Below are 22,731 nucleotides of genomic sequence, written 5' to 3'. Positions count from 1 at the left end.
AATGTTTGTCAAATGCAAAGAGGTATCAAATATTAAGATATTTGATACCTATCTAAAACAGTTCGAAAGTAGGTTTCAAAAGTCGTATTTCGTGCATTATGATACCACGCAGTATCAAAAACGATAAGTGAGACCAAAAATGGCATTACTGGGGTATGCACGGGTATCAACCAGCCATCAAAAATTAACGCATCAGATTATTGAGCTGAAAAGTGCAGGTATCCGCGAGGACCGCATTTTTACAGATATGATGACGGGGGCAACGGATGAGCGGGAGGGGTTACAACGCTTGTTGGCCCGTGCAGAGAAAGATGATGTCATCATCTGCACAAAAATGGATCGTCTTGGACGTAACACCGCCGACATGATCCGTGTTGTTGATCACTGCTACAAAAAAGGGATAGCAATCCGCTTCCTAGAGAATGGCCTCAGTACCGAAGGTACTATGGGGAAAATGGTTATCCAGATCCTAGCCGCAGTGGCAGAAGCTGAGCGTGAACGCATCCTGGAGCGGACTAATGACGGTAGAATAGTAGCCCTGGCAGCAGGCGTAAAATTTGGCCGTAAGATTCATCCCCAGACACCGGCAGCTCTGACCTTGATTTTGCAGGGTGAAACGGTGAACAGTGTGACAGAAAAAACAGGGGTTTCGCGAGCGACATACTTTCGGCTGAAAATAAAAATTAAAAATGATGTTAAAAACCAACAACTTTCTCATTTAAATTCAAAGTGATATGACGTGAAGGTGGGACTTTTGGAGGAAATGTGCGCGGAACCCCTATAATACGTCGCTTTCTTGATGTAAATCCGTTCTCTGCAACAGGAAAATCACTACTTAGAAACACATTCATCGATGCCGCACTGATTAAGGAAGATGTCGCTGATATTATCAATGTGGGCATTGAAGCGCTGATACGCCACCGCTATGAATTACCCGCCTTTGATTCTCTGGTACGGACTGCCCGCTCAGCGCGAGCAGAAGCTAATCAAGCACTGTATTCGCAGGTGCAGACTGCTGTGGGTGATGAAGGGGCTGCCTTTCTTGACGTTCTGTTTATCGTCGGGGACGATCCCAGGCGGGTTAGTGCCTGGAATGACCTGAAGCAGGACCCAGCCAAGCCTACCGTTTATGGTATGAGGGATTTGTTGGCTCGCTTTAAGCTTTTAACTGATCTGGCTGGTTACAACCTAGCGCTTAAAACCATTCCCGTCATCAAAGTTAGCCAGTGGGCGCTGGAAGGCAATGCGCTCGATGCTGCCAGTATGGCAGATCTGGTGCCTGCAAGACGGTACGCGATAACACTGGCGGTGATCCAGCAACGTCTCGGCGTGGTAACGGATGACTTATGCGATATTTTTTGTAAACAAATGAATAAGGTATCCCGTTCAGCAGAGGCTGAACTACAACAGTATCTTGATGATAATCAGGGGAAAACTGACGAAATTGTCCGCCGCTATGCTTTATTTAACACAGTACTTCATTCGACTGAATCTGCAGATAATCAGTTAAAGATAATTCGTGAAACAGTATCTTCTCGCCCTGACTTGTATGAATTTTCACGCCTTCATATTGAGTTTGGCGGCAAGAACGAATGTCGGTTTATGCTGAAAGCGTTCAGTCAGCGCCGGGCTGAATTATTACGCATTCTGTCTACGCTGAATTTTGTTTCAACCAGCCAGGATAAGAGCTTCGAACGGGCTTTGGCATTGATACTGTTGCAACGCAAATATCGCAGTGAGTGGATCACTCTAAAAAAAGGAACAGAAAGCGATCTCAGTTTATCCGACCTTTCGTGGGTTCCGGATAAATGGTGGAAATTAATCACGGGCGATCAGCAAAGAAAAGCACCTGAACAGCTTTCTCGCCAGCAATTTGAGGTCTGTGTTTGTACGCAGATGGTCCGAGAATTGAAATCAGGTGATCTGTGTGTAACAGGCGCAAACATTTACTCCGATTACCGTGATGAGCTGCTCCCTCTGACGGAATGTGCTAAAACCCTGGATACCTATGGTCAGGAAGTGGGCCTGCCTCTTGAAACCGACGCCTTCATTGACCATGTTCAAGGGCTCCTGACCACCGCGGCTCAAAAAGCAGATGATTTCTATCCGGATAATTCCTTTTTCCAGATTATTAATGGGCGCCCCAAGCTGGCTACATTAAAGAAAAAGCCCATTCCTGATGGGTTTAAGGCGCTGGATGCCGCTGTCGGAAAAAAACTTAATAAACTGGGACTGTCTTTGCTGGATATCATTTCTGATAAGGGTTCTCTGACTAAAAGAACGGTTTGTCACCACGTTCCTCTGTAACCCTTGCTATCACTAGGCTGTAGCCAAAAAATCGATTTTAAAAATACTCACCTGAAAATAGCTAACCAACTGAATTAATGACAAATATTGAGAACCTGTAAATTCATATTTTTTATTCCCCTAGAAATCACATAAATTGTTCTCACAAACGAGCGTTTTTGAGAACAATTTGAAAAACAATATCGATCATCGACTTTATTGACTCCCTGGCTCTCACAAACCCATCTTGAAACTAATTTCTCATTTATGCACTCTTTAATGAGTTTTGATAATTTCTGAGTGATTATGCAAATAGGTTACAAGTAACACCTCTGATGAACTTGTTTGGTTATAAATTTATGCCTCGATTTACCCAAATAGCAGAAACGGCAAATAACAGGTTAGTTGGCTTTAATAACGTGTCGAGTTACGAGAAATATATACTCAAACCGAGCAAACAAGTGGATAAGGCCCTGATCATTAAAGAGTGGGATAACATCCTGCGGATCGTAGTGTCTCTGGCTTTAAAGCAAACCACGCAAAGTCAGGTTGTGCGTAAATTATCATCATTTAAAACCAATGCAACACTTAAGGCCCTCATCGCTTTAGATCAAATAATGATGTCTGATTATTTGCTGGACTACATTGATAGCCAAGAGATGCGCTCGGTGGTGCAAGCTTCTCTATGCCGCGGTGAATCCTATCACCAGTTAAGTGGCACAATAGCCAAGGTCAGTGGTGGAAAATCCCTTAGAGGTAAGAATGAAATAGAATTGGATATTGCAGCAGAGTCGATCCGGTTAATCGCCAATGCGGTCATTTTCTATAATGCGACGTTACTGTCTTACCTTTATCAATTTTATCTTAAAGCAGAACCAGATAAAGCGAATAAAATCAGCCGATTATCACCAATAGCATGGCAGCACATCAGCTTCATTGGGAAATATGAATTTTACAACCGAAGAGTTTCTATTAATATTCAAGAGGTTATCGATTATTTTATGAGTGATTCTGAAATCGATTTTTTGGCTGTAGCCTAGTGATATCAAGGGTTACAGAGGAGCGTGGTGACAAACCGTTCTTTTAGTCAGAGAACCCTTGATACAACCCAGTGGCTTCACTGGGATAAACATATTGGCCCACTGAGTGGACATAAGGGAAAATTAAAAAAATCGACACGCAGAAAAATCATCACAACCTTTGCTTATGCCACTGGCCTTGGTCCAATGCAGACATCCCGCACTATCGCCGATATCAGTGCTCGGCAAATTTCGTTTGTTAACCATAGGCAAGTGACGACGGAAAAGCTGGAAGCAGCCACCGTTGACATCATTAATGGTTATAACCAGTTCCAGTTGCCCCTGTATTGGGGAGAGACAAAACGGGCAGCAGCAGATGGAACTCAGTGGGATCTGTATGAAAACAACCTGTTATCCGAACGGCATATTCGCTACGGAGGTTATGGAGGTATTGCTTATTACCACGTCAGTGATACCTATATAGCGTTATTTTCACATTTTATTCCGTGCGGTGCGTGGGAAGCAATCTACATTCTGGATGGGCTTAGCAAAAATAAATCAGATATTCAGCCCAATATTTTACACGGTGATACGCAGGCACAAAGCGCCCCCGTTTACGGGCTAGCTTTCCTGTTAGGAATTAAACTGATGCCCAGAGTCAGAAACTGGAAAGATCTGAAATGGTTTAAAGCTACACCAGATGAAATCTATCAGAATATTGAAATGCTGTTCAGTAAAGAGGCCATAGACTGGGCGCTGATCTCCTGCCACTTACCTGATATGTTGCAGGTTGTCCAATCCATCAGAGCCGGGCGGCTTTCACCTTCAACTATTCTGCGAAAATTAGGCACAGCCAGTCGGAAAAATAAACTGTACTTTGCATTCCGCGAACTGGGTCGAGTGATAAGAACGCAGTTCTTGCTGGAATATATTGGCGATGATGAACTACGTCGTGTTATTCAGGCAGCGCAAAATAAGTGTGAAGGTTTTAATCAGTTCACTCAATGGGTTCACTTTGGTGCTGATAAAATCACGGATAACGTACGTGATGAACAACTCAAGGTAATAAAATACAATCATTTAGTTGCTAATCTTGTGATTTTTCACAATTGCCAAACGCTGACTCAGGTCTTAAAAGAGCTGGAAGCAGAGGGGATGGCTTTAACTCCCGAACTTCTGAGCACGTTTAGTCCGTACCGTACTCATCATATCAATCGCTTTGGTTTATCCGAGGTAAAAGAGCGTCATCCCCCACCTGTTAGCTATGACATTAAATTCTGACAGAGCAGATGTGGCAAGGGTTAGGAGGCGATCTTACACATTTACGCACGAATCCTTACGCCTAGCCGTAATGGCTAAGTCGCTAAACACTTGAGGGCGACCTTTCTTGGGCTGCTCGACTTTGGCTTTCCACTTAGCAATTGCATCCTCATCGATCCAGAAGGTAAGTGAACCGCGGTTGATTAAGGCTTGGTTGTATTGCTTCCAGTTGGTTGTTTTATAGCGAGGTTTTGACACGGTTGATGGGTAAGTTGATAGGCGATGCCGATCAGATCTGCGGCTAAGGTTTTAGTTCAACCTATTTAGGAAACAAAGCCAATCGGGGGATTTAAGTGGCACACTCATCAACGTAAACAAAGCGTTGAGAAAGCCTTCTAGCGCACGCAACGATAAATTAAAGATGCATTTGACCATCAACGCGGTTTCAATCGCCACATCACTATAGCTAAACCCGCGTCCACGCCCGCCATGATGTTCATGGCAGTACCACGCGTTTACTGCAGCTTCATCCACCCAGAAGGTGAGCGAGCCACGGCTCACTAACGCTTGGTTGTATATTGATTTGCCCATGTTGCCGTCCTGAAGGTGAGTCAGGAGATCTGATCATGGCAACACCGATTAGTTCACTGATTTGTTCAACAAATTCCCCTACCACAACTTAAGTTGTGGGCGCAGCCAGCTTTGCATGCCATTGAGTCCTATCAGTAACAAGCCCTTTATCGGGCCATGCAGGGCGAGCATATGCCTGCGATATAAGGAAGCATAGACAAAGCGGGCCAGACATCCTTTAATGGCTATTCCCCCGCCGATAAATGAAAGCATATTGCCAACAGTGTAAAACTTAGACATGTTAACAAATCCTCCCAGATCCTTATAAAGATACTCTTTGAGCTCGGCATCCTTATCCTTTAATATGCGAATCAGGTTGTCACCGACCAGCAGTGCCATCTGACGGGCTGTCTGGCCTCGGGCAGGCGTGAAAGAGCCATCCGGCTGTGGGCAGGCGGCACAGTCACCGAAGGAAAAAATACGCTCGTCAGTAGTAGTTCGGCAATTGGCGAAAACCATGAGCTGGTTCATCTTGTTAACTTCGAGTCCCAGGGTGCCCAGAACGTCAGGGCCTTTTACTCCCGCCGCCCAAATCATCATATCTGATTTAATGAACAGCCCCTCTTTAGTGTACATTCCCTCCGGCGTTACTTGAGTAACACTAGTATTGGTCATAATGTTCACGCCCAGAGCGCGTAGCTGTTTATCTACGGCCCCGTACAGGCACTCCTTCTTCAGGCCCGGCATCACGCGATCGGCAGCTTCAATCAGGTTAACCCTCAACAGATCTTCTGCGATCTCGTATCCATAACCTCTCAGAGTGTCGGCAATGTGGTGCATCTCGGCAGCCATCTCAGTGCCTGTTGCGCCAGCCCCTACGATGGTAATATCGAAATGACCATGCTCAGGATTCTTGGCATGCTGCAGGAATCTGTTGAGGATTTTCTGACGTATATTCATGGCCTGTTCGGTCAAGTCTAAAAAATCACAGTGTTCACGAACACCAGGAATAGCGAAATCATTGGTGATCGCCCCTATGCCTATCACTAGATAGTCGTAATCAACATGACGCGCAGGGAGAATTTCATTGCCTTGCAGATCTTTCATCGCGGCTAGGGTGATATTTCGATTTTCACGGTCGATGCCAGTCAGGGCACCCTGCTCAAAGTTATAACTATTTTGAGCGGCTTGAACGCGATAATCGACGGCATTTATCCCTTCATCCAGACTACCAGCCGCCAGTTCATGTAAGAGCGGTTTCCAGATGTGGTGGCTGCTGATATCTACTAGAGTAATATTGGCTTTGCCACGCTTACCCAGTTTTTTGCTGATCTTACCCAGCAACTCCATACCACCGGCGCCGCCACCGATCACAACAATATTGGTCATTACAAACTCCAAATACATAGCTAAATTGTCCCGGGCATTTAGCCCCACAGAACCTCTCAGGCTTGCGCCTATTTGTTTTCGTTTCGAATGTAAAAAGACCAAATTCTGAGCATTGTTGCTTTAATTAAGCGACTCTCGATTGTTCTTTTTTGGCAAGCTGGCTAATCAAGAATTAGATATCGGCATCAGACCAAGTAGCACTTGGGGTAAATCACATTCACTTTGATGGTGTATTATATTCATATACAGAAAAAGCGTATTCCTTTTGTTTGGCAAATTACTTTTACTAATGTGTAATAATGTAGATGATGAAATACAGGCATGACAATATTAGCTTGGAAAAGGATCGTTAAGTATTAACCCAAATGCAATGGATTTACTCTTCAGATGAGCGGTTTATTATTGTTGGGGGTAAGAGTGAATTACCGTTAAGGGGATTGTTATTGTGATTTGAGTAGATAAAATTGCTCGCTTAAATCTCTTTGAGCTCCGGGTTACTGCCAGGGCAAGAATTATGCAGTCGATCACACCGGACAAAGGCTTTACCAAGCAGATGTTGACTCAGGCGAAACAGTATAAGCAGCATCTTAGCCAGCAGGCGTTATCCGAATCTGAGAAAACCCTCTTTCAAAATCTGGCCCGAGAGTCATTGCGAAAGCAGCAAGCGTTAGAGCTAAATGAGGAAAATACGTTTAAACACTTTCTCAAGACTTACCTTGTGGCGTAAGCCCTAAATGAATCCGATGACACATTCTGAGTGATTGACTTCAAGCGACTCTAAGCTTGATTAGTTAGTAATGGGTAGAAGAATCTAATGACTGGTGGTGGGTCGAAATAATGGCGTTTGGATGACGGTGCAAGATCAAATTGATAAATATATTTACATAACAAGTAAGTTTTAAAAAATAGGAGGCTGAATGGCAGGTGGTTGGTCTAAAGACGGCGCGGCACAAGATCAAATAGACAACAGTGTTAAAGATGGCGTAGCCAAAGCTAGGAGTCAATTACTAGTCGGTCAAAGTCTACTTTTTTGTGAGGAATGTAAATGTCCAATTCCTGAGGCTCGAAGAAAAGCCGTTGCAGGTGTTCGACTCTGTGTTGGCTGCAAAAGTAAGTCGGATATAAGACAAAAAAGAGGTAAGCAAGGTTAATTGCTGTGCCAGTAAAGATAGTCAGTTGAGGTAAGTTCTGAATTTAAAAATCATTGAACATGAGGTTCAATACTTACCTAGGGTCTGTTGATCTTTCGAGAGTAATTTTTAGACAGCATGGCAAGACGTTATAATTTGCTTCGCCAAAAGTAACCATAACCTCAAGCCATGCCAAGACTTATGCTAACCGATGCACGCTGGGAAAAGCTATTTCATTTAATGAAAAGCACAGGCCGTGTTTATGACAAACCTGAACATAGACAAACATTCGAAGGTATTCTTTACCGCCTTAGAACAGGTATCCCTTGGCGAGATTTACCTAAAGAGTTCGGTCATTGGAGCACGGTCTTTAGACGGTTTCATTTATGGTCTAAGAAAGACGTTCTAGCACATTTATTCAAGGCATTAGCCAACCTTGCTGATATAGAATGGGTCTTTATTGATGGCTCGATAGTGCGGGCTCACCAGCACAGTGCAGGTGCAGCGACGCTAAATAATGAGAGTATTGGTAAAAGTCGAGGCGGTAATTCAACCAAAATTTACTTAGCCGTCGACAGCGGAGGATTACCGATTTATTTCGAATTATCAGAAGGCCAAAAACACGATATTACACACGCCCCCAGCTTAATTGAGCACCTGAAGCAGGTTGATACCGTCATTGCAGATAAAGGTTATGACAGCGATGCTTTTTGTGAACTTATCGCAAATAAAGGCGGTAAATCTGTTATTCCAAGGCGCCGCTATAAGAATACACCTCAAGAAAGAGTCGATTGGTGCTTATATCGGTATCGACATTTAGTGGAGAATGCTTTTGAAAGAATTAAGCACTATCGAGCAATATCAACAAGATATGACAAGCTAGCAAGAAATTACGCCAGTATGGTGTCACTGGCGTTTATGTTAATGTGGCTGCCGATGTGTTGCTGAACAACATTTGTACAGCAAAGATCAACAGACCCTAGTTAATGTTTGGCTTATTTGTTATCTAAAACCAGATGCTTAGGTCTGCCATGCCATTACTTATTGCAAAGAAGGCAACAATCAATTATTACCCTCTAGCAAAAGTAATTTTCATAATGGAGGGATTATTAATCTCGGAGCGCTAGTTATAATAGTTGTATATTAACCATGGCGCTTATTCGGTAAGACCGCTATTCAAATATTATCAATTTAGGATATTAAGATGACAGCACAAATACTTAAATCTAAAGCTGCAGTCGCCTGGGCTGTAGGCGAGCCACTATCGATCGAAATCGTCGATGTTATGCCACCACAGAAGGGTGAAGTACGTGTCAAGATGATCGCGACTGGCGTTTGTCATACCGATGCCTTTACTCTTTCTGGCGATGATCCAGAGGGTATCTTCCCTTGTATCCTTGGCCATGAAGGCGGCGGTATCGTCGAGTCCATTGGTGAGGGCGTGACAAGTGTTCAAGTAGGTGACCATGTTATTCCACTCTACACGCCTGAGTGTGGCGAATGTAAATTCTGTAAGTCTGGCAAGACTAACCTTTGTCAGAAGATCCGTGAAACCCAAGGTAAAGGTTTGATGCCAGACGGAACTAGCCGTTTTTCGAAAGATGGCCAGATAATCTACCACTACATGGGAACCTCGACCTTCTCTGAATACACAGTATTACCTGAGATTTCACTAGCGAAAGTGAACCCTGATGCGCCACTTGAAGAAGTATGCTTGTTGGGTTGTGGTGTGACTACCGGTATGGGTGCGGTAATGAATACTGCTAAAGTTGAAGAGGGTGCTACGGTTGCTATCTTCGGTATGGGTGGTATAGGGCTATCGGCAGTTATCGGTGCGACTATGGCTAAGGCGTCTCGCATCATAGTTATTGACATTAACGAAAGTAAGTTTGAATTAGCCGGTAAACTGGGTGCTACGGATTTTATTAACCCGAAAGACTACGACAAGCCAATTCAAGACGTGATTGTTAAGTTGACCGACGGCGGCGTCGATTACTCGTTTGAGTGTATCGGTAACGTTAATGTGATGCGCTCTGCACTTGAGTGCTGCCATAAAGGTTGGGGTGAGTCAGTGGTTATTGGTGTTGCAGGTGCAGGTCAAGAGATTTCGACTCGTCCATTCCAGTTAGTCACGGGTCGTGTATGGAAAGGCAGTGCATTTGGTGGTGTTAAAGGTCGCTCTGAACTACCAGAATATGTCGAACGTTACCTGGCAGGTGAGTTTAAGTTGAGTGACTTCATCACTCACACCATGAGTCTTGAGCAGGTCAATGATGCATTTGATCTTATGCACCAAGGTAAGAGTATCCGTACTGTTATTCATTTTGATAAGTAATACTCATCGATAAGATACTCATCCTGCAGCTTTGGCTTAGTCAGTGTTATCACAGGCTAAGTCGGAGCGATTAAGGAGGCTCAAGCGTGACAATTGAAAATATTAGTGTTAGTAAGAGTTTTGGTGGTTGGCATAAACAGTATTGTCATCACTCCCAAACGTTAAATTGTGGAATGCGATTCGCTATCTATCTGCCACCACAAGCATCAAGTGGCAAGAAGGTCCCAGTTCTGTACTGGCTTTCAGGTTTGACTTGTACCGATGAAAATTTTATGCAGAAAGCGGGGGCACAAGCACTGGCTGCAGAGCTTGGTATTGCTATCGTCGCACCGGACACCAGCCCCAGAGGCGAGAATGTCGCCGATGATGAAGGCTACGATCTTGGTAAAGGGGCGGGCTTTTATGTCAATGCGACACAGGCACCGTGGAATCGCCATTATCGAATGTACGATTACGTCGTCGATGAACTGCCAAAACTGATTGAATCTATGTTCCCTGTCAGTGATAAACGTTCTATTGCGGGCCACTCAATGGGCGGGCATGGTGCGTTAGTTGTCGCGCTGCGTAACCCTGATACATACCAGTCAGTATCGGCCTTTAGCCCAATCAGTAACCCGATTAATTGTCCTTGGGGCAAGAAGGCGTTGACTACCTATTTAGGCCGAGATTCGGCGACATGGATGGAATATGATGCCAGTATCTTGATGCGCCAGGCGACCCAATTTGTACCGGCTCTGGTAGACCAAGGTGACGCTGATAACTTTCTTATTGAGCAGTTGAAGCCCGAAGTGCTCGAGGCTGCTGCTAAGGTTAAGGGTTACCCTCTAGAGCTTAATTATCGAGAAGGTTATGATCATAGCTACTATTTCATCTCCAGCTTTATCGAAAACCATCTGCGTTTTCATGCCGAGCATCTGGGCAAGTAATTAAACTTAAACCAGTAACTTATTTTAACTAATAAGATCTGACTGAAAAGGTGTTGTCATTTGTGGCGAGACCTTTTTATTTTTGGGTACCTATCTTTATTACAAATGGGTAAAAGTCATTTGTTATTTTACCCGATTACCATCTAAGTCAATATCAATATAATAGCCGCAACAAATCATTATTTCTATCAAAGCAGCGGACTTATTCTGTCGAACATTTTAAATTTAAGGCTTATATTATGAGTTGGATCTTTCTATTACTAGGTGTCATGGCTGAAGCCTTATCTCATGTGGCGCTTAAGGCGACCGATGGTTTCACGCGACCACTCCCTGCTGTCATGGTGATTTTGGGGCATTTGACGGCTTTTATTTTCTTGGGCCAGGCGATGAAGGGAATGCCTGTCGGCGTAGTACATGCGCTCTGGGCTGGAATGGCTATTGTTACAGTGACACTTCTGTCAGCACTCTTCTATCGTCAGCATCTGGACATGACAGCTTGGATTGGCATGCTGTTGGTTGCCCTTGGTGTGATAATGATCAACCTATCTCAGGGGCATAGCCACTAATCCATATACCCATCTCATAAAAAACCTATTATCCGTTTAGATAATAGGTTCCGTTTTAATCAAAAATGTCATTTATCAAAAAGATGTTACTCACATTTACAGCTGGACAATGTGCTAACTCAGTTCAGAAATATATGGCTAGGCTTATAAATCGTAACGCATACCTACATTAACTATCGGTGCTTTTCAAGATAGCTGCCACTCTTTGCTTAAATATTAAGCTGTATTTATAACGTCTTCGGTTGAAGCTTTATCTGGGTTTAACGTCATCGGTCCCACCGCCTGGCGTTGTTGAACAAATCCTTGAACTAATCGGTGTTGCCATGATCAGAGCTCCTGACTCACCTTCAGGACGGCAACATGGGCAAACCAATACGTAAAATTGTTAATTGGAAGCAATGCAACCAAGCGTTAGTGAACCGTGGTTCGCTCACCTTCAGGGTGGATGAAGCTGCAGTAAACGCGTGGTACTGCCATGAACATCATGGCGGGCGTGGACGCGGGTTTAGCTATAGTGATGTGACGATTGAAACCGCGTTGATGGTCAAATGCATCTTTAATTTATCGTTGCGTGCGCTAGAAGGCTTTCTCAACGCTTTGTTTACGTTGATGAGTGTGCGACTTAAATCCCCCGATTACACTTCTATCAGTAAACGCGCTAAGACAGTCAATGTTCAGTACCGCAACCCCAGTCGCAATCCCATAACGCATGTGGTTGTCGATGCTACAGGACTAAAAGTGTTTGGTGAAGGCGAATGGAAAACCCGCAAGCATGGCAGCGAAAAACGCCGCACATGGCGTAAGTTGCACTTAGCCATCGATGCAAGCACTCACGAAGTCGTTGCCGCTGAAGTCAGTCTTGTGTCAGTAGGCGATAATGAAGTACTGCCGACCTTACTCAATCCTTTACGGCGAAAGATAATGCAGGTATCGGCAGATGGGGCTTATGATACAAAGGGTTGTTATCAATTACTGCGACGTAAAGGCTGCAAAGCTACCATCCCACCGCGCTCAAATGCGGGGTTATGGGAAAAGGGGCATCCACGCAATGAAGCGGTAGAAGCACTGAAAGCGGGTCAGCTGAAACAATGGAAAATCGATAATGGCTATCACCAGCGCTCTCTAGCAGAGACCGCCATGGGCCGATATAAACAGTTGAATAGTCCAATGCTGAGTTTACGTGATTACAATGGGCAAGTCGCAGAGGTATTGGCCGGTGTGAAGGCGATGAACAAAGTCATTAGACTGGGTATGCCCATTCGTCAGCAAGTTGCTTAATCAGCCAGAAGCCTTGGAACGATTACGTTCTATGAAATGATTTAATCAACAACGCCGTGTTTATACAGTATTATTGAGCTTTTGTGACACATAGTAGAAATCAAGCCTGTTCAGTTCACGAGGTACTATTAAGAATAAGAAACAATATGCTAAATTCAATCAACTAAAATCGTTTTTGCACAGCTTCAGGAGATACGAGGGAACCAAAGTATGCATTCTCGTTTTGATAAAAGGTGAATTGAGGATGATGGTTAAAAACTGTTGTGGATTAAACAATTATCATTATACGTTTTACTGATCTAACCTGAATAAACGCGCAAGACGTGTATACAAAGCTTAGAGTTCTTCAAGATTTATTATCACAATTTGGAGTATATATATGCCCTATGAGTTGGGTAGCAGGTTAGTTATTGGCTGTAGTGGTTGAGTGCGCTATATCGCCATCATTTTGATGGTTTGGCAGAGAAGGTTGTTTCGGTGTCCGTTCAATATCAAGTTGACACCATTACTCAAGAATTAATCGATTTACTTGAAGCGGGAAGTGAACAATGAAACCTCTTTTATTGTTAGTTAGTGTTTTGGTGTTATTTGGTTGTGCTGAACGATCTAAAGAGCCGGTGTCATATAAAGGTGTATATACATACGGCTTTGAAGTCAGCGTGTTCTCACCAGATAAAGAAGCTAAAGAGTATTGGCTATATTCTGAAAACCAATCGCTCGAAGAAGTACAAAACATGTTGACGAATACCATCATTGAAGCAAATGGCGATAATCCATACCCAAGTGTCCACATTGAGTTTTATGGGGTTGACGAGGGACAGCCCTCAATAAATGATGGTGAAATCCCTTCTTCTTATGATGCGTTAATGAACGTATCAAAAGTCGTTAACATAGGAAAAATTTAACGATTTGGTTAGTACCAAGGTCAGTGCTTTTTAGGGGACTGTCGCAAAGCAGACGAAGTAAACTAAAGTGTTGATGATGTGCAGGCATTAATTTGGAGCATGCCACGGCATGACACTTCCCATCAGATATCATCATGCAAGCGCTACGATATTACCTAGCCAATAAACTTAGTTACCGTGAAATTGAGGAAATGTTCGCGGAGCGAAACATTCATTTTGACCACTCAACCTTGAACCGCTGGGTTATCAAATATGCACCGCAGTTCGAAGCCATATTCAGGAAGACAAAGCGTCGAGTATCTGGCTCGTGGCGAATGGATGAAACTGTTCTGGTCTAATCCCATCGGACACTTAATTTTGAGACAGTAGGGTCAATAAATTAAGAGGTCTATATGAGTCTGAAGAAATCACATAAGAGTTATCCGCAGGCATTTAAAGATGAAGCTGTCTTGATGGTGCTAGAACAAGGTTATAGCGTTGCCGATGCGGCAAAGTCTCTTGGAGTTAGCACGAGCCTGCTTTACAGGCTGGAAGGAAAAACACCAAGCCCTGTAACAAGGTATCACCTTAGAAGAGTCTGAGTGTGATGAGCTAAAGAGATTGCGTAGAGAAAACAGAGAATTACGCATGGAGAAAGAAATTCTAAAAATACCCAAGGGCACGCCGAGGCAAGCGCCTTCTTTGCGAGAGAAATGAAGTAAGATTTCGTTTCATCAAACTGCAATCTCAACTGTTTCCCATAGCACTGTTATGTCGAGTAATGAGTGTCAGTAAGTCAGGCTATTACGATTGGCATAAACGCCCTGCAAACGTGATAAGCGTTGAAACACTGAAGCTTTATCGCCTTGTTCGACAGCTATTTAAACAAAGTCGAGGCAGCTTAGGTGTAGCGGCTTGCACACATAATCCCTTCGGCGCGATTACATCCGCCAAACTGGGTTCACATTAATTGATAATAAGCGGTGCCGCCGACTCACATTAACTGCCAATGGGGCAGATTAACTAACAACGGGCTTGCATTCATCTAGGCGGACTCACATTAATTGCCACTAAACTGCCATGAGCCAACAAGCTCGTAGAGAGTCGAGATATGCTGTATCAGCGGACAAGCAACAAGGCCTTAATGTAGGTTAACTTTACATTTTTGGCGCGTTGGGCAAATTCGGTATAATTAAAACTGCTCCCTGAAGCCTTCGGCTATTTTCTCCAGTTGGTTCATTAAGCCGGTATCACGATCAGTATTATCGACATCATTCGGCTTGTTCTTATCCCAATGTTTAATGATGGCTATCAGTAGGTAACAATGACTGTTGAAGAAACCAGGGCAATACACCAGCACATAACCGCTGGTCCGTTTGAACTGCACAAGCTTGAGCGGAAAACCTGCAGCTTTGAAATGCAGATGTTGTAATTCAAGATAAGAGCGGTTATGGGTAAACAGGTAGAAACCATTGACAATCCAGGGCGAGAGTGGTTTATTTTTAAACGCTATGTATAGAAGATAATCCACTCTATATACTACAAAGCGATTCCTGTTTATTTAACACTCAATTGCCGTCTATTTTGCGAACGAGTTTAGATTGTAAAACGTTCACGCTCTTACCCTAATTGACAACCATGGTTTCCATACTATTATAATTTAAAATCTGACATTTTGGATTCTATTAGCGATATCCATTATTATGCCTGTGGAGCAAACTCTGCTGCAGCTTTACGGTGAGCGTATAAACGGCTTCGCCATCACTTTCAGCATCAAAGATAACCGTCACATCTGGTGAGAAAATAATAACATCGCCTACTTCGGCAACATATTTATTACCTTGCTGGTCTCGCATAATAATTTTACCTTTCGTCACAACTTTATATTCTACAGAATCATAGATGTATTCAAATTCGACGCCTGGTTGCATGATGAAGTGACCAATTGTCAGTGCGTTTGAATTATTGGTAACAGCAACTTCAGCCATTTGGCTTCGCAAGCTTCAATTTTAATAATTTCATTTAGTTCATTCAATTTTAATGAGCCTGCTTTAAATAGCGATATCCCAGGCTTATCTGTCAATGTGGTCATATGTTGTTTTTCCATTTAATTTAACATAACCACCAATAAGGGTGCTTTATGCATTATTTGTGTTTGTTTTGCATTTACATACAGGCTATTAAAAGTAGCAATTATATATTCAAGGCTTTCTTTAATTCTTTCAATGCTAATTTCGCACCTATAAATTTAATTTCGTTCCATCAATGTATATATCGATCATGGCTACCGCTAAAATCTGACATAAAAAGTGTCGTAACAATTTTTTATTAAATCCTGTACCTCCCAGAACGGCAGGGCGAGGGCGTGAGTGGTTGATTTTTAAACGCGATGTATAGAAGATAATCCTATCTACATATTACAAAGCGATTCCTGTTTATTTAACACTCAACTACCGTCTATTTTGCGAACGAGTTTAGATTGTAAAACGTTCACGCTCTTGCCCTGCCCAGAACGGGAATTGATTGATGAAACAGAAACGAACTTAGCCGTTATTCGCTATATGAGTAGCGATGGCATCCATCAATACAGGAGATAAGCAGTCGTAAGGTTCCAGTCCCAACTCTTTAAGGGTGTTACGTACATCCCCCATGGATTCAGGCGCTGCGCCCGACTCGATGATCGATGACACAAACGCCGCAAACTCTGGTGCAGACCAACCTTGTTCTGAAGATAGTTCCGTATGGACGAAATCTAAACCATGGAAGGGGTGGCCCGTGTTTTCGATGCGGCCAAACATATGCGTGCCGCACTCTTTGCAGGCATAACGCTGAATAGTTGCCGATTCGTCGATAATGATCAATTTGTGAGAATTTTCAGTGACGCTCACCTTGTCACGTGCGACAACGGCGACTGAGAAACAAGGCTCCTTCTGGCTTCCAACATTTGCTACAACCGCAAACATGATTGTGGGCAGTCTGAGCACCAACGGTAACTTCAACGGCTTACTGCTGCACTTACAGAATAAATAACCGCCAGAAAAGCCATCACGACCGGCAACAATACCGTTATCGACTTGAGGGTGAATTAAAGTTTTAATAGTGATTACTCCATGGATATTTAGTTAAGACAACCTCCACCTGAGGCTGTTTGGTTTGAATTACATAGCTTTCTTGAAATATATTAATAATATCTTCAGTGGTTGCCTTTCTTGGATTTGTTAAGGAACAGGCATCATTCAGGGCGTTGATTGCCATAAGCTCAAGCTTGCCCTCCTTAACACCAAGATCAGACAGTTTCTGATCTGTGCCAACCGAAGCAGATAGTTTCTCGATAGCAAGGATGCCAGCTTCAGCTGCATCGACTAACGTCATGCCACAGTATTTACACCCATTGCTTTCGCCACTTCGGCAAAACGCTCCACTTTTCAACCGCGTTAAAACGTGACACTATCGGTAACAAGATGGCGTTACAGAGGCCGTGCACCAGATCATAGACACCACCGAGTTGGTGAGCCATCGAGTGTACATAACCTAATGAAGCATTAGAGAATGCCATACCTGCAAGGTACTCACCGTATTGCATAGCCTCACGAGCCTCACGATTTTCACCATTGTTAACTGCCGCCTTCAGGTTTTGGCAATAAGCTCAATAGCTTTAACTGCTGAGGCATCGGTTATTGGCGTTGCTGCCGTCGACACATAAGCTTCTATCGCATGAGTCAATGCATCCATGCCTGTCGCTGCCGTGAGGAACTTAGGCATTGCAACCATCAACTCTGAGTCGTTTACTGCAATTATTGGAGTTAGGTTTTTATCTACAATCGGGTATTTAGTTTCATCTTCCTCATTGGTCACGATGCAAATATCGTCATCTCTGCTGCAGTACCAGCTGTAGTATTCACAGTCACCAGAGGTAGTTGTGGCTTAGCCGACAGATGAACCCTTTAGAGTAATCACGAATGTGGCCGCCGTTGGCTGCGACCAATGCGATGCCTTTAGCACAGTCGTGTGAAGAACCTCCGCCGAACGAAATAACGAAGTCACATTTTTGCGCTTCGAGCAGAGCCAAACCCTGTTCAATATTTTTTCTGTCGGGTTCGGCTTAACGCCATCAAAAATTACGAATGCGATATCGTGAGCAGATAACTGATCTGTCAGCTTATCCACCAACTTGATATCTACTAATGCCTTATCTGTAACAATCAGTGCCTTGTTGAAGTTTCTTGCCTGCAGTTCTGTGCCTAACAATTTGATAGCATGTTGTCCCATCAGAGACATTGGAGGCATATAAATGTAGTACTCATTTGTCTTTCCTCGTATTGAATAAAAAAGGGTAAATTTGCTAATGGGTCAGTAGTTTTTGAGGCGATAAACTGGCCTGGGTTGATGTCAAAGCCTGAAGATCTTCGCCTGTATTAACTTGGATAACGAGGATTATATTCCACTCAAAAGTAATGATAATCCCATAATTTCGGAAATATCTTTTCCTTCTCAGTAACAATTTTGAATGTGAAAAGCGCTACCCCTATGTGGTGTGAGAAACAAAATGAAATTCACTCTTATTTAGGATACAAATTGCATCCACAATATTTTTGACGATAATGAGTATTATTGAAGACCTATAATTACTGGGAAGCAACAATGTTTAATTGGGAAGGCGTTAGCGAATTTGTAGCCGTTGCAGAGGCAGAGAGCTTTACCAAGGCCGCAAAACAGCTTGGGATATCTACCGCGCAAGTCAGCAGGCAGGTCAGCGCATTAGAAACCCGAATGGCTACTAAGCTGTTTCACCGCACCACACGTAAAGTGTCGGTGAGCGAAGTGGGTCGGATCTATTATCAACACTGCAGGCAAGTGCTGAATGGATTAGAAGAGGCCGAGCGCGCGATTACCAATTTACAGAGTACACCGAGAGGGCTGTTAAAAATTACCGCTCCAGTAACTTATGGTGAAAAAACGCTTGCGCCGCTGGTGAACGATTTTATCGCTAAATACCCAGAGCTTGAAGTAAAGATAAATCTGACGAATCAGAATGTCGACTTAATCGATGATGGGTACGATCTCGCCATTCGACTCGGACAGCTTAAAGACTCGAGTATTATGGCCAAAAGACTAGGCTCAAGAACTCAATATGTTTGCGCCTCCCCAGATTATGTTTCAACTTTTGGAATACCTCACTCACTGTCTGAGCTGGAACAGCATAACTGTCTGTTGGGAACATTAGATTACTGGCGATTTCAGGAAAATGGAAAGACGAGAAATGTCAGGGTTAAGGGTAATTTGACCTGTAACAGTGGCTATGCACTCGTTGATGCCGCGATAAAAGGCATAGGCATCATTCAGCTACCTGAGTACTATGTATTGCCTTTTTTAGAAGATGGACAGCTTGTTCCACTGTTGGAGCAAAATCGTCAACCTAAAGAGGGGATCTGGGCACTCTATCCTCACAACCGGCACTTATCACCTAAAGTGCGCATGCTACTTGATTATCTGAGTGAAGCTCTGAGTTAAGTTCTGAGTCCGTGGGAACTTGAGCATCCACAGCATGACACTCAACTTTGCTACAGAACCCCTATTTCGCCCGTATCTTCCTTCCAGCGGGGCATGTTTTTGCCTTAGAATGAATCAAATCTTTAGAGAATTGATTCATCGGTTTTTAGCTCATTCAACTTAGCTGCTTTGGCAATGGTAGAACGACTGCATTTAAGCAGACTCTGCACTTGTGACCAGCTTTTCCCTTCATCGAGTAGTAACCGAATATTTTGCCTTAATCCATGGTCAGGCTGACGTCCAAGGTATTTGCCTAAGGTTTTGGCCTTTTCGATGCCTTGCGCTTGTTGCTTTCTTCTTGTCTCGTAATCATCTCTGGCCATTGCCGCGGCTAAATCAATCATGAACTCAGTTAGTACCTTTGCGATCATGGTATGTTCTTCTGTGCCACTTAAGATCCCATGTGTCATTGGCTGGTCAACGACCACAATATGAATATTGGCTTTTACCAATTTACTTTTTAGGACCTTCCATTGCTCGAAGGGGAGGCGAGACAATCTATCGACTTTTTCTATGAGTAAAACATCGCCAGGGTGAGAGTCTATGATTAAGCGCCCAAGTTCAGGCCGTTCAATTTTCGTCCCTGATTGCGTCTCAGTATAAAAACTGGCAATGCGAACATTTTTACTGTCTGAAAACTGAACCAACTCATTTCTGGCTCGATTGGCATCTTGTTCATCTGTTGATGCGCGTAGGTAGGCCGCCCGAATAAACATTTTGCCTCATTTGGTGTTTTTAGGATGTGGTTTACGATGCTAGTGCGAGTAGGGTTTTAAATCAATATAGCGAACCAATTGGCAATGTGATGTAGCTAGTTTGCTTGGGGTATACCCTAAGTGAGCTAGTCTCATTATCATATTGAGCCAATGTAGACTTAATTAAGGGGAGGACATATTTAGTTTGTATTATTTTGGCTTGGTAAGTGTTAAGGAGGTCATCCTAAGCCATTTCTGCCCCATTCCTTCTTTCAGTTCGTTAGATCAATCGAAAATTCCCATTCCTGTTGCCATAAAAATTCTTATGTATTTACCTATGTTTTGCCTTACCAGAAATCAACTAACAATGTATGGGTATACAGTCGTATTTAAATTTAGGTGTTTTGGTATGATTTTCAGACAAAATTAGTGCCATTAACTCCATCTGCAAAAAATAAAACTCTATAAAATCAGGTGACTATAGTAGCTGACTTTTAGTTAATAGGTTTGGAAAACGCGCATGCGCGTTTTTCCAGATGGTGTATTTGGCAGAAAGCTGATAAGTTCTTTGCATACAGATAGTTAACCGTGCGCGTTTTCACTGGTCTAACGAGGTAAACACGCATGCGCACGAATAAAATGTTACATTCACAAGGTCTGTCGCGCACATGGTAATTAAAGTAAAATATTTAAGTGGTGTAATAGCTTGTTTGTTATTAACTGCCTGCTCAGTTTCTTCAAGTATTCAAAGGGCAGAAAAAAGTAAATCAGGTTTTGATGGCGCAGTATATGAAGGTGAGGAAACGATAATCCGTAACGACATCCCTGACTCAGAAGCATATAGAATTTTTCATCAAGGAGCTACAGGATTTGTATCTGTTCAATCTGTACGAAATAGTGCGGAAAATAGAGCTGAGAGTTTCTGTGAAAATAAAGGGCTCCGTTATGAATTGCTTCGAGAAAGAGTTTCTGTAGGAGCGCATGTTGCTGGTAACTTTCCTAGATCAGAGTTGGTATTTACTTGTGTTGCTATTAAGAAAGAACAGAGCGCTCAAAATAGCCCAACGACACCAACAAAATATGATGAATTAAGAGAGTTAAAGTCATTACTTGATGACGGAATTATATCCCAAGAAGAATATGAACAGGAAAAGGAAAAAATTCTCCAAAAGTGAATGTAACAAGTTGCTTAAATGGACAAAAAACGTTGGCTTTTGCTCGTTCCTCGCTTATTTTAGCCAACAATTTTTCGCGCGCTTAGCAAGGCGTTAACCCATAGAAATTTTTATCCGAAACTGACGAGTTAGAGTTAAGGCTTTATCTCGGAAATGTCCAAAAATGAGCCATTGAATCACTCTAAGACAGAGTGATTCAACGAATCAGACTTGGCTAGTCTGATTCATGCATACAATCCTGCCATTTTTCGCTTGCGCTATTTTTCATTATTTGATGCTTTCGCTCCTTAAATACGATTACAGTGAGTAATCGTAATGCTTTAATTGGATTAAGGTGGGTGATTATTGCTCATCATCGTGAACTAACTTGGTATTGCTGTGAACTAACTTTGTTTTTAATTGCTATTTAATTAGACAGTAAAACATAAGTTTAAAGGATTTAAATCATTTTTTACTCTCTAGAAAGACATTGCGTCCAGTTATAGACATCTTTAATCATTTACTCAATGATGCACTTATTGGGACACTTAGAGGTTTATATCATGGGCATAGTTTTGAAATATCTTGATGAGTTTATAACTCTTCTTGAGAGGCTAGCAAAGATTCATAAGGAACTGATTTTTATTATTAATAACAGTCATTGCATTGGTCAGTGGATATGGTGTTGAGTTTATGGTTCAATATTAGGAAAACTCTAAATATGCCAACTTTACTGTGGGTTAAAATGCCTTCGGATTGGCTTGGTAAAGGAATACTTCGTGAACACTTTAGTTCACGAAGAGAGAAAGATATTTCCGGTGAAATTTCAGCACTAAAAATTTATATCTGTTTGTGCTTATATAGTGACCGAAAAATGATTCCGTACCCGCCAATATTACAGGTTCACTTGAAAGTGTTGAGGGAAAGGGAGTTGATTGGGTCTAGTTTGACGTATGATCAACTTTCAGAATACTGCTCTTTAAGTCGGGTTTTAGTGTCAAGGGGCCTTAAGAAGTTAATCTCTTGCGGCTTAATTCATAAACAAGGTACTACAAGGAAGGTAGTATATGAGATTGTAGGCTTATCAATTTCAGGATGGTGTAAGTTACCTTGCGAGCGTTATTAGGTCCAAACGGTCGTGTGGTTTCCTTTACAGGGTTGAAGAATCGATACCCATCAGAAAGAGATGCGTTAAAGTTGTTTCTCTATCTTTTGTCTATACGCCAAAATAGCCTCAGTGAAGTATCAGTCTCCAGAGGGAAAATATCTCAAACTACAGGACTAAGTGTATACGATATCGATTCTTCTATAGGAGTGTTACGAGCAATAGAACTTATTGAAGATGTAAAAAGTTTGGGGTACAAAATGAACACAAGTTCTCTTCCTCAAGAAAGTGATAGGCTCGCTCAGTACTTAGTTAAAGGAGGTAAAAGTTAAACCTAAAAAAAATAATATTTGATGGTTTACTCTAGCTGTATAAGACAATCTAAAAGATGAGCGTACTAATCTAGATAAAGATTCGGACATTAAAATTGAGCCGCGAATCACTCTACCCAGAGTGATTCAACGAATCAGACTTGCCTAGTCTGGTTCACGTGCTAAAACCCCGCGCATTTTTGCGCTGGCTTCGGCTAGCGCGCTTTGGTTCAAACTCGTGTCAGGCCGATCAGTTCTGGCACGTTTATGCCC

The 22,731-nt window shown here is 42.8% G+C and carries 16 protein-coding genes and 9 pseudogenes; 17 read left to right on the top strand and 8 right to left on the bottom strand.

Annotated elements, in window-relative coordinates; translation table 11 throughout:
* Nucleotides 1–139 precede the first annotated feature (139 nt).
* The 4 genes and pseudogenes from C9I43_RS00120 to C9I43_RS00105 all read left to right on the top strand — a co-directional run.
* Nucleotides 140–733 (top strand): recombinase family protein, encoded by a 594-nt coding sequence (locus tag C9I43_RS00120; protein ID WP_107881340.1) that lies wholly within the window; start codon nucleotides 140–142, stop codon nucleotides 731–733.
* A 50-nt stretch (nucleotides 734–783) separates the two neighbouring features.
* A pseudogene (locus C9I43_RS00115) lies at nucleotides 784–2,259 on the top strand (DUF4158 domain-containing protein); the annotation flags it as partial.
* A gap of 362 nt (nucleotides 2,260–2,621) precedes the next feature.
* On the top strand, nucleotides 2,622–3,326 hold the full coding sequence (locus C9I43_RS00110) for a Tn3 family transposase (RefSeq protein ID WP_107881338.1): 705 nt from the start codon (nucleotides 2,622–2,624) through the stop codon (nucleotides 3,324–3,326).
* 60 nt (nucleotides 3,327–3,386) lie between these two features.
* Nucleotides 3,387–4,586 (top strand): annotated as a pseudogene (locus C9I43_RS00105) (Tn3 family transposase); the annotation flags it as partial.
* 66 nt (nucleotides 4,587–4,652) lie between these two features.
* Here C9I43_RS00105 and C9I43_RS00100 read toward each other — a convergent pair.
* The 3 genes and pseudogenes from C9I43_RS00100 to C9I43_RS00090 all read right to left on the bottom strand — a co-directional run.
* Nucleotides 4,653–4,823, bottom strand: a pseudogene (locus C9I43_RS00100) (transposase); the annotation flags it as partial.
* A gap of 60 nt (nucleotides 4,824–4,883) precedes the next feature.
* A pseudogene (locus tag C9I43_RS00095) lies at nucleotides 4,884–5,156 on the bottom strand (transposase); the annotation flags it as partial.
* Between the two features lie 78 nt (nucleotides 5,157–5,234).
* On the bottom strand, nucleotides 5,235–6,524 hold the full coding sequence (locus tag C9I43_RS00090) for an NAD(P)/FAD-dependent oxidoreductase (protein WP_107881336.1): 1,290 nt from the start codon (nucleotides 6,522–6,524) through the stop codon (nucleotides 5,235–5,237).
* A gap of 514 nt (nucleotides 6,525–7,038) precedes the next feature.
* On the opposite strand from C9I43_RS00090, the gene C9I43_RS00085 reads away from it, so the two are divergent.
* The 11 genes and pseudogenes from C9I43_RS00085 to C9I43_RS00040 all read left to right on the top strand — a co-directional run.
* Complete coding sequence (locus C9I43_RS00085) at nucleotides 7,039–7,251, top strand: hypothetical protein (protein WP_181317829.1); 213 nt, start codon at nucleotides 7,039–7,041, stop codon at nucleotides 7,249–7,251.
* Nucleotides 7,252–7,441: 190 nt separating this feature from the next.
* Nucleotides 7,442–7,709, top strand: a pseudogene (locus tag C9I43_RS00080) (DksA/TraR family C4-type zinc finger protein).
* Between the two features lie 134 nt (nucleotides 7,710–7,843).
* The gene (locus C9I43_RS00075; protein WP_107881334.1) at nucleotides 7,844–8,602 is read left to right on the top strand and encodes an IS5 family transposase; all 759 of its coding nucleotides are present in this window, start codon (nucleotides 7,844–7,846) and stop codon (nucleotides 8,600–8,602) included.
* A 256-nt stretch (nucleotides 8,603–8,858) separates the two neighbouring features.
* Nucleotides 8,859–9,989 (top strand): S-(hydroxymethyl)glutathione dehydrogenase/class III alcohol dehydrogenase, encoded by a 1,131-nt coding sequence (locus tag C9I43_RS00070; protein WP_107881332.1) that lies wholly within the window; start codon nucleotides 8,859–8,861, stop codon nucleotides 9,987–9,989.
* An 86-nt stretch (nucleotides 9,990–10,075) separates the two neighbouring features.
* A complete protein-coding gene (fghA, locus tag C9I43_RS00065; RefSeq protein WP_107881330.1) occupies nucleotides 10,076–10,915 on the top strand; it encodes an S-formylglutathione hydrolase in 840 nt (279 codons plus the stop codon).
* 239 nt (nucleotides 10,916–11,154) lie between these two features.
* Nucleotides 11,155–11,481 (top strand): DMT family transporter, encoded by a 327-nt coding sequence (locus C9I43_RS00060; RefSeq protein WP_107881328.1) that lies wholly within the window; start codon nucleotides 11,155–11,157, stop codon nucleotides 11,479–11,481.
* Between the two features lie 360 nt (nucleotides 11,482–11,841).
* Nucleotides 11,842–12,759, top strand: a complete 918-nt coding sequence (locus C9I43_RS00055; RefSeq protein WP_107881326.1) for an IS5 family transposase — start codon at nucleotides 11,842–11,844, stop codon at nucleotides 12,757–12,759.
* 423 nt (nucleotides 12,760–13,182) lie between these two features.
* Nucleotides 13,183–13,311: a hypothetical protein gene (locus C9I43_RS18975; protein ID WP_258191661.1), complete on the top strand. Its 129-nt coding sequence runs from the start codon at nucleotides 13,183–13,185 to the stop codon at nucleotides 13,309–13,311.
* Entirely contained in the window at nucleotides 13,308–13,664 is a 357-nt protein-coding gene (locus tag C9I43_RS00050) for a hypothetical protein (protein WP_107881324.1), read from the top strand. Before C9I43_RS18975 ends, C9I43_RS00050 begins: the two co-directional genes overlap by 4 nt.
* Nucleotides 13,665–13,798: 134 nt before the next feature.
* Nucleotides 13,799–13,996, top strand: a pseudogene (locus tag C9I43_RS00045) (IS6 family transposase); the annotation flags it as partial.
* Between the two features lie 60 nt (nucleotides 13,997–14,056).
* Nucleotides 14,057–14,550: pseudogene (locus C9I43_RS00040) on the top strand (transposase); the annotation flags it as partial.
* Between the two features lie 285 nt (nucleotides 14,551–14,835).
* On the opposite strand, the gene C9I43_RS00035 reads toward C9I43_RS00040, so the two are convergent.
* From C9I43_RS00035 to C9I43_RS00020, 4 genes and pseudogenes are all read right to left on the bottom strand, one after another.
* The gene (locus C9I43_RS00035) at nucleotides 14,836–15,174 is read right to left on the bottom strand and encodes a type II toxin-antitoxin system YafO family toxin (protein ID WP_246611776.1); all 339 of its coding nucleotides are present in this window, start codon (nucleotides 15,172–15,174) and stop codon (nucleotides 14,836–14,838) included.
* Nucleotides 15,175–15,344: 170 nt separating this feature from the next.
* Nucleotides 15,345–15,735 (bottom strand): annotated as a pseudogene (locus C9I43_RS00030) (cupin domain-containing protein).
* A 451-nt stretch (nucleotides 15,736–16,186) separates the two neighbouring features.
* Nucleotides 16,187–16,729, bottom strand: a complete 543-nt coding sequence (gfa, locus tag C9I43_RS00025) for an S-(hydroxymethyl)glutathione synthase (RefSeq protein ID WP_373455333.1) — start codon at nucleotides 16,727–16,729, stop codon at nucleotides 16,187–16,189.
* A gap of 76 nt (nucleotides 16,730–16,805) precedes the next feature.
* Nucleotides 16,806–17,947: pseudogene (locus tag C9I43_RS00020) on the bottom strand (iron-containing alcohol dehydrogenase); the annotation flags it as partial.
* Between the two features lie 337 nt (nucleotides 17,948–18,284).
* Here C9I43_RS00020 and C9I43_RS00015 point away from each other — a divergent pair.
* Nucleotides 18,285–19,154 carry a LysR family transcriptional regulator gene (locus C9I43_RS00015; RefSeq protein ID WP_107881320.1) on the top strand — a complete coding sequence of 290 codons (870 nt, stop codon included), beginning with the start codon at nucleotides 18,285–18,287 and terminating at the stop codon, nucleotides 19,152–19,154.
* Nucleotides 19,155–19,276: 122 nt separating this feature from the next.
* Here the strand turns inward: C9I43_RS00015 and C9I43_RS00010 are convergent, their stop codons facing one another.
* Nucleotides 19,277–19,909: a recombinase family protein gene (locus tag C9I43_RS00010; RefSeq protein ID WP_107881318.1), complete on the bottom strand. Its 633-nt coding sequence runs from the start codon at nucleotides 19,907–19,909 to the stop codon at nucleotides 19,277–19,279.
* 647 nt (nucleotides 19,910–20,556) lie between these two features.
* Here C9I43_RS00010 and C9I43_RS00005 point away from each other — a divergent pair.
* On the top strand, nucleotides 20,557–21,063 hold the full coding sequence (locus C9I43_RS00005) for an SHOCT domain-containing protein (protein ID WP_107881316.1): 507 nt from the start codon (nucleotides 20,557–20,559) through the stop codon (nucleotides 21,061–21,063).
* The last annotated feature ends 1,668 nt before the right edge of the window (nucleotides 21,064–22,731 follow it).

Source organism: Shewanella morhuae, assembly GCF_003028295.1.
Lineage (GTDB): Bacteria > Pseudomonadota > Gammaproteobacteria > Enterobacterales > Shewanellaceae > Shewanella > Shewanella morhuae.
This window is presented reverse-complemented; position numbering and strand designations above follow the sequence as displayed.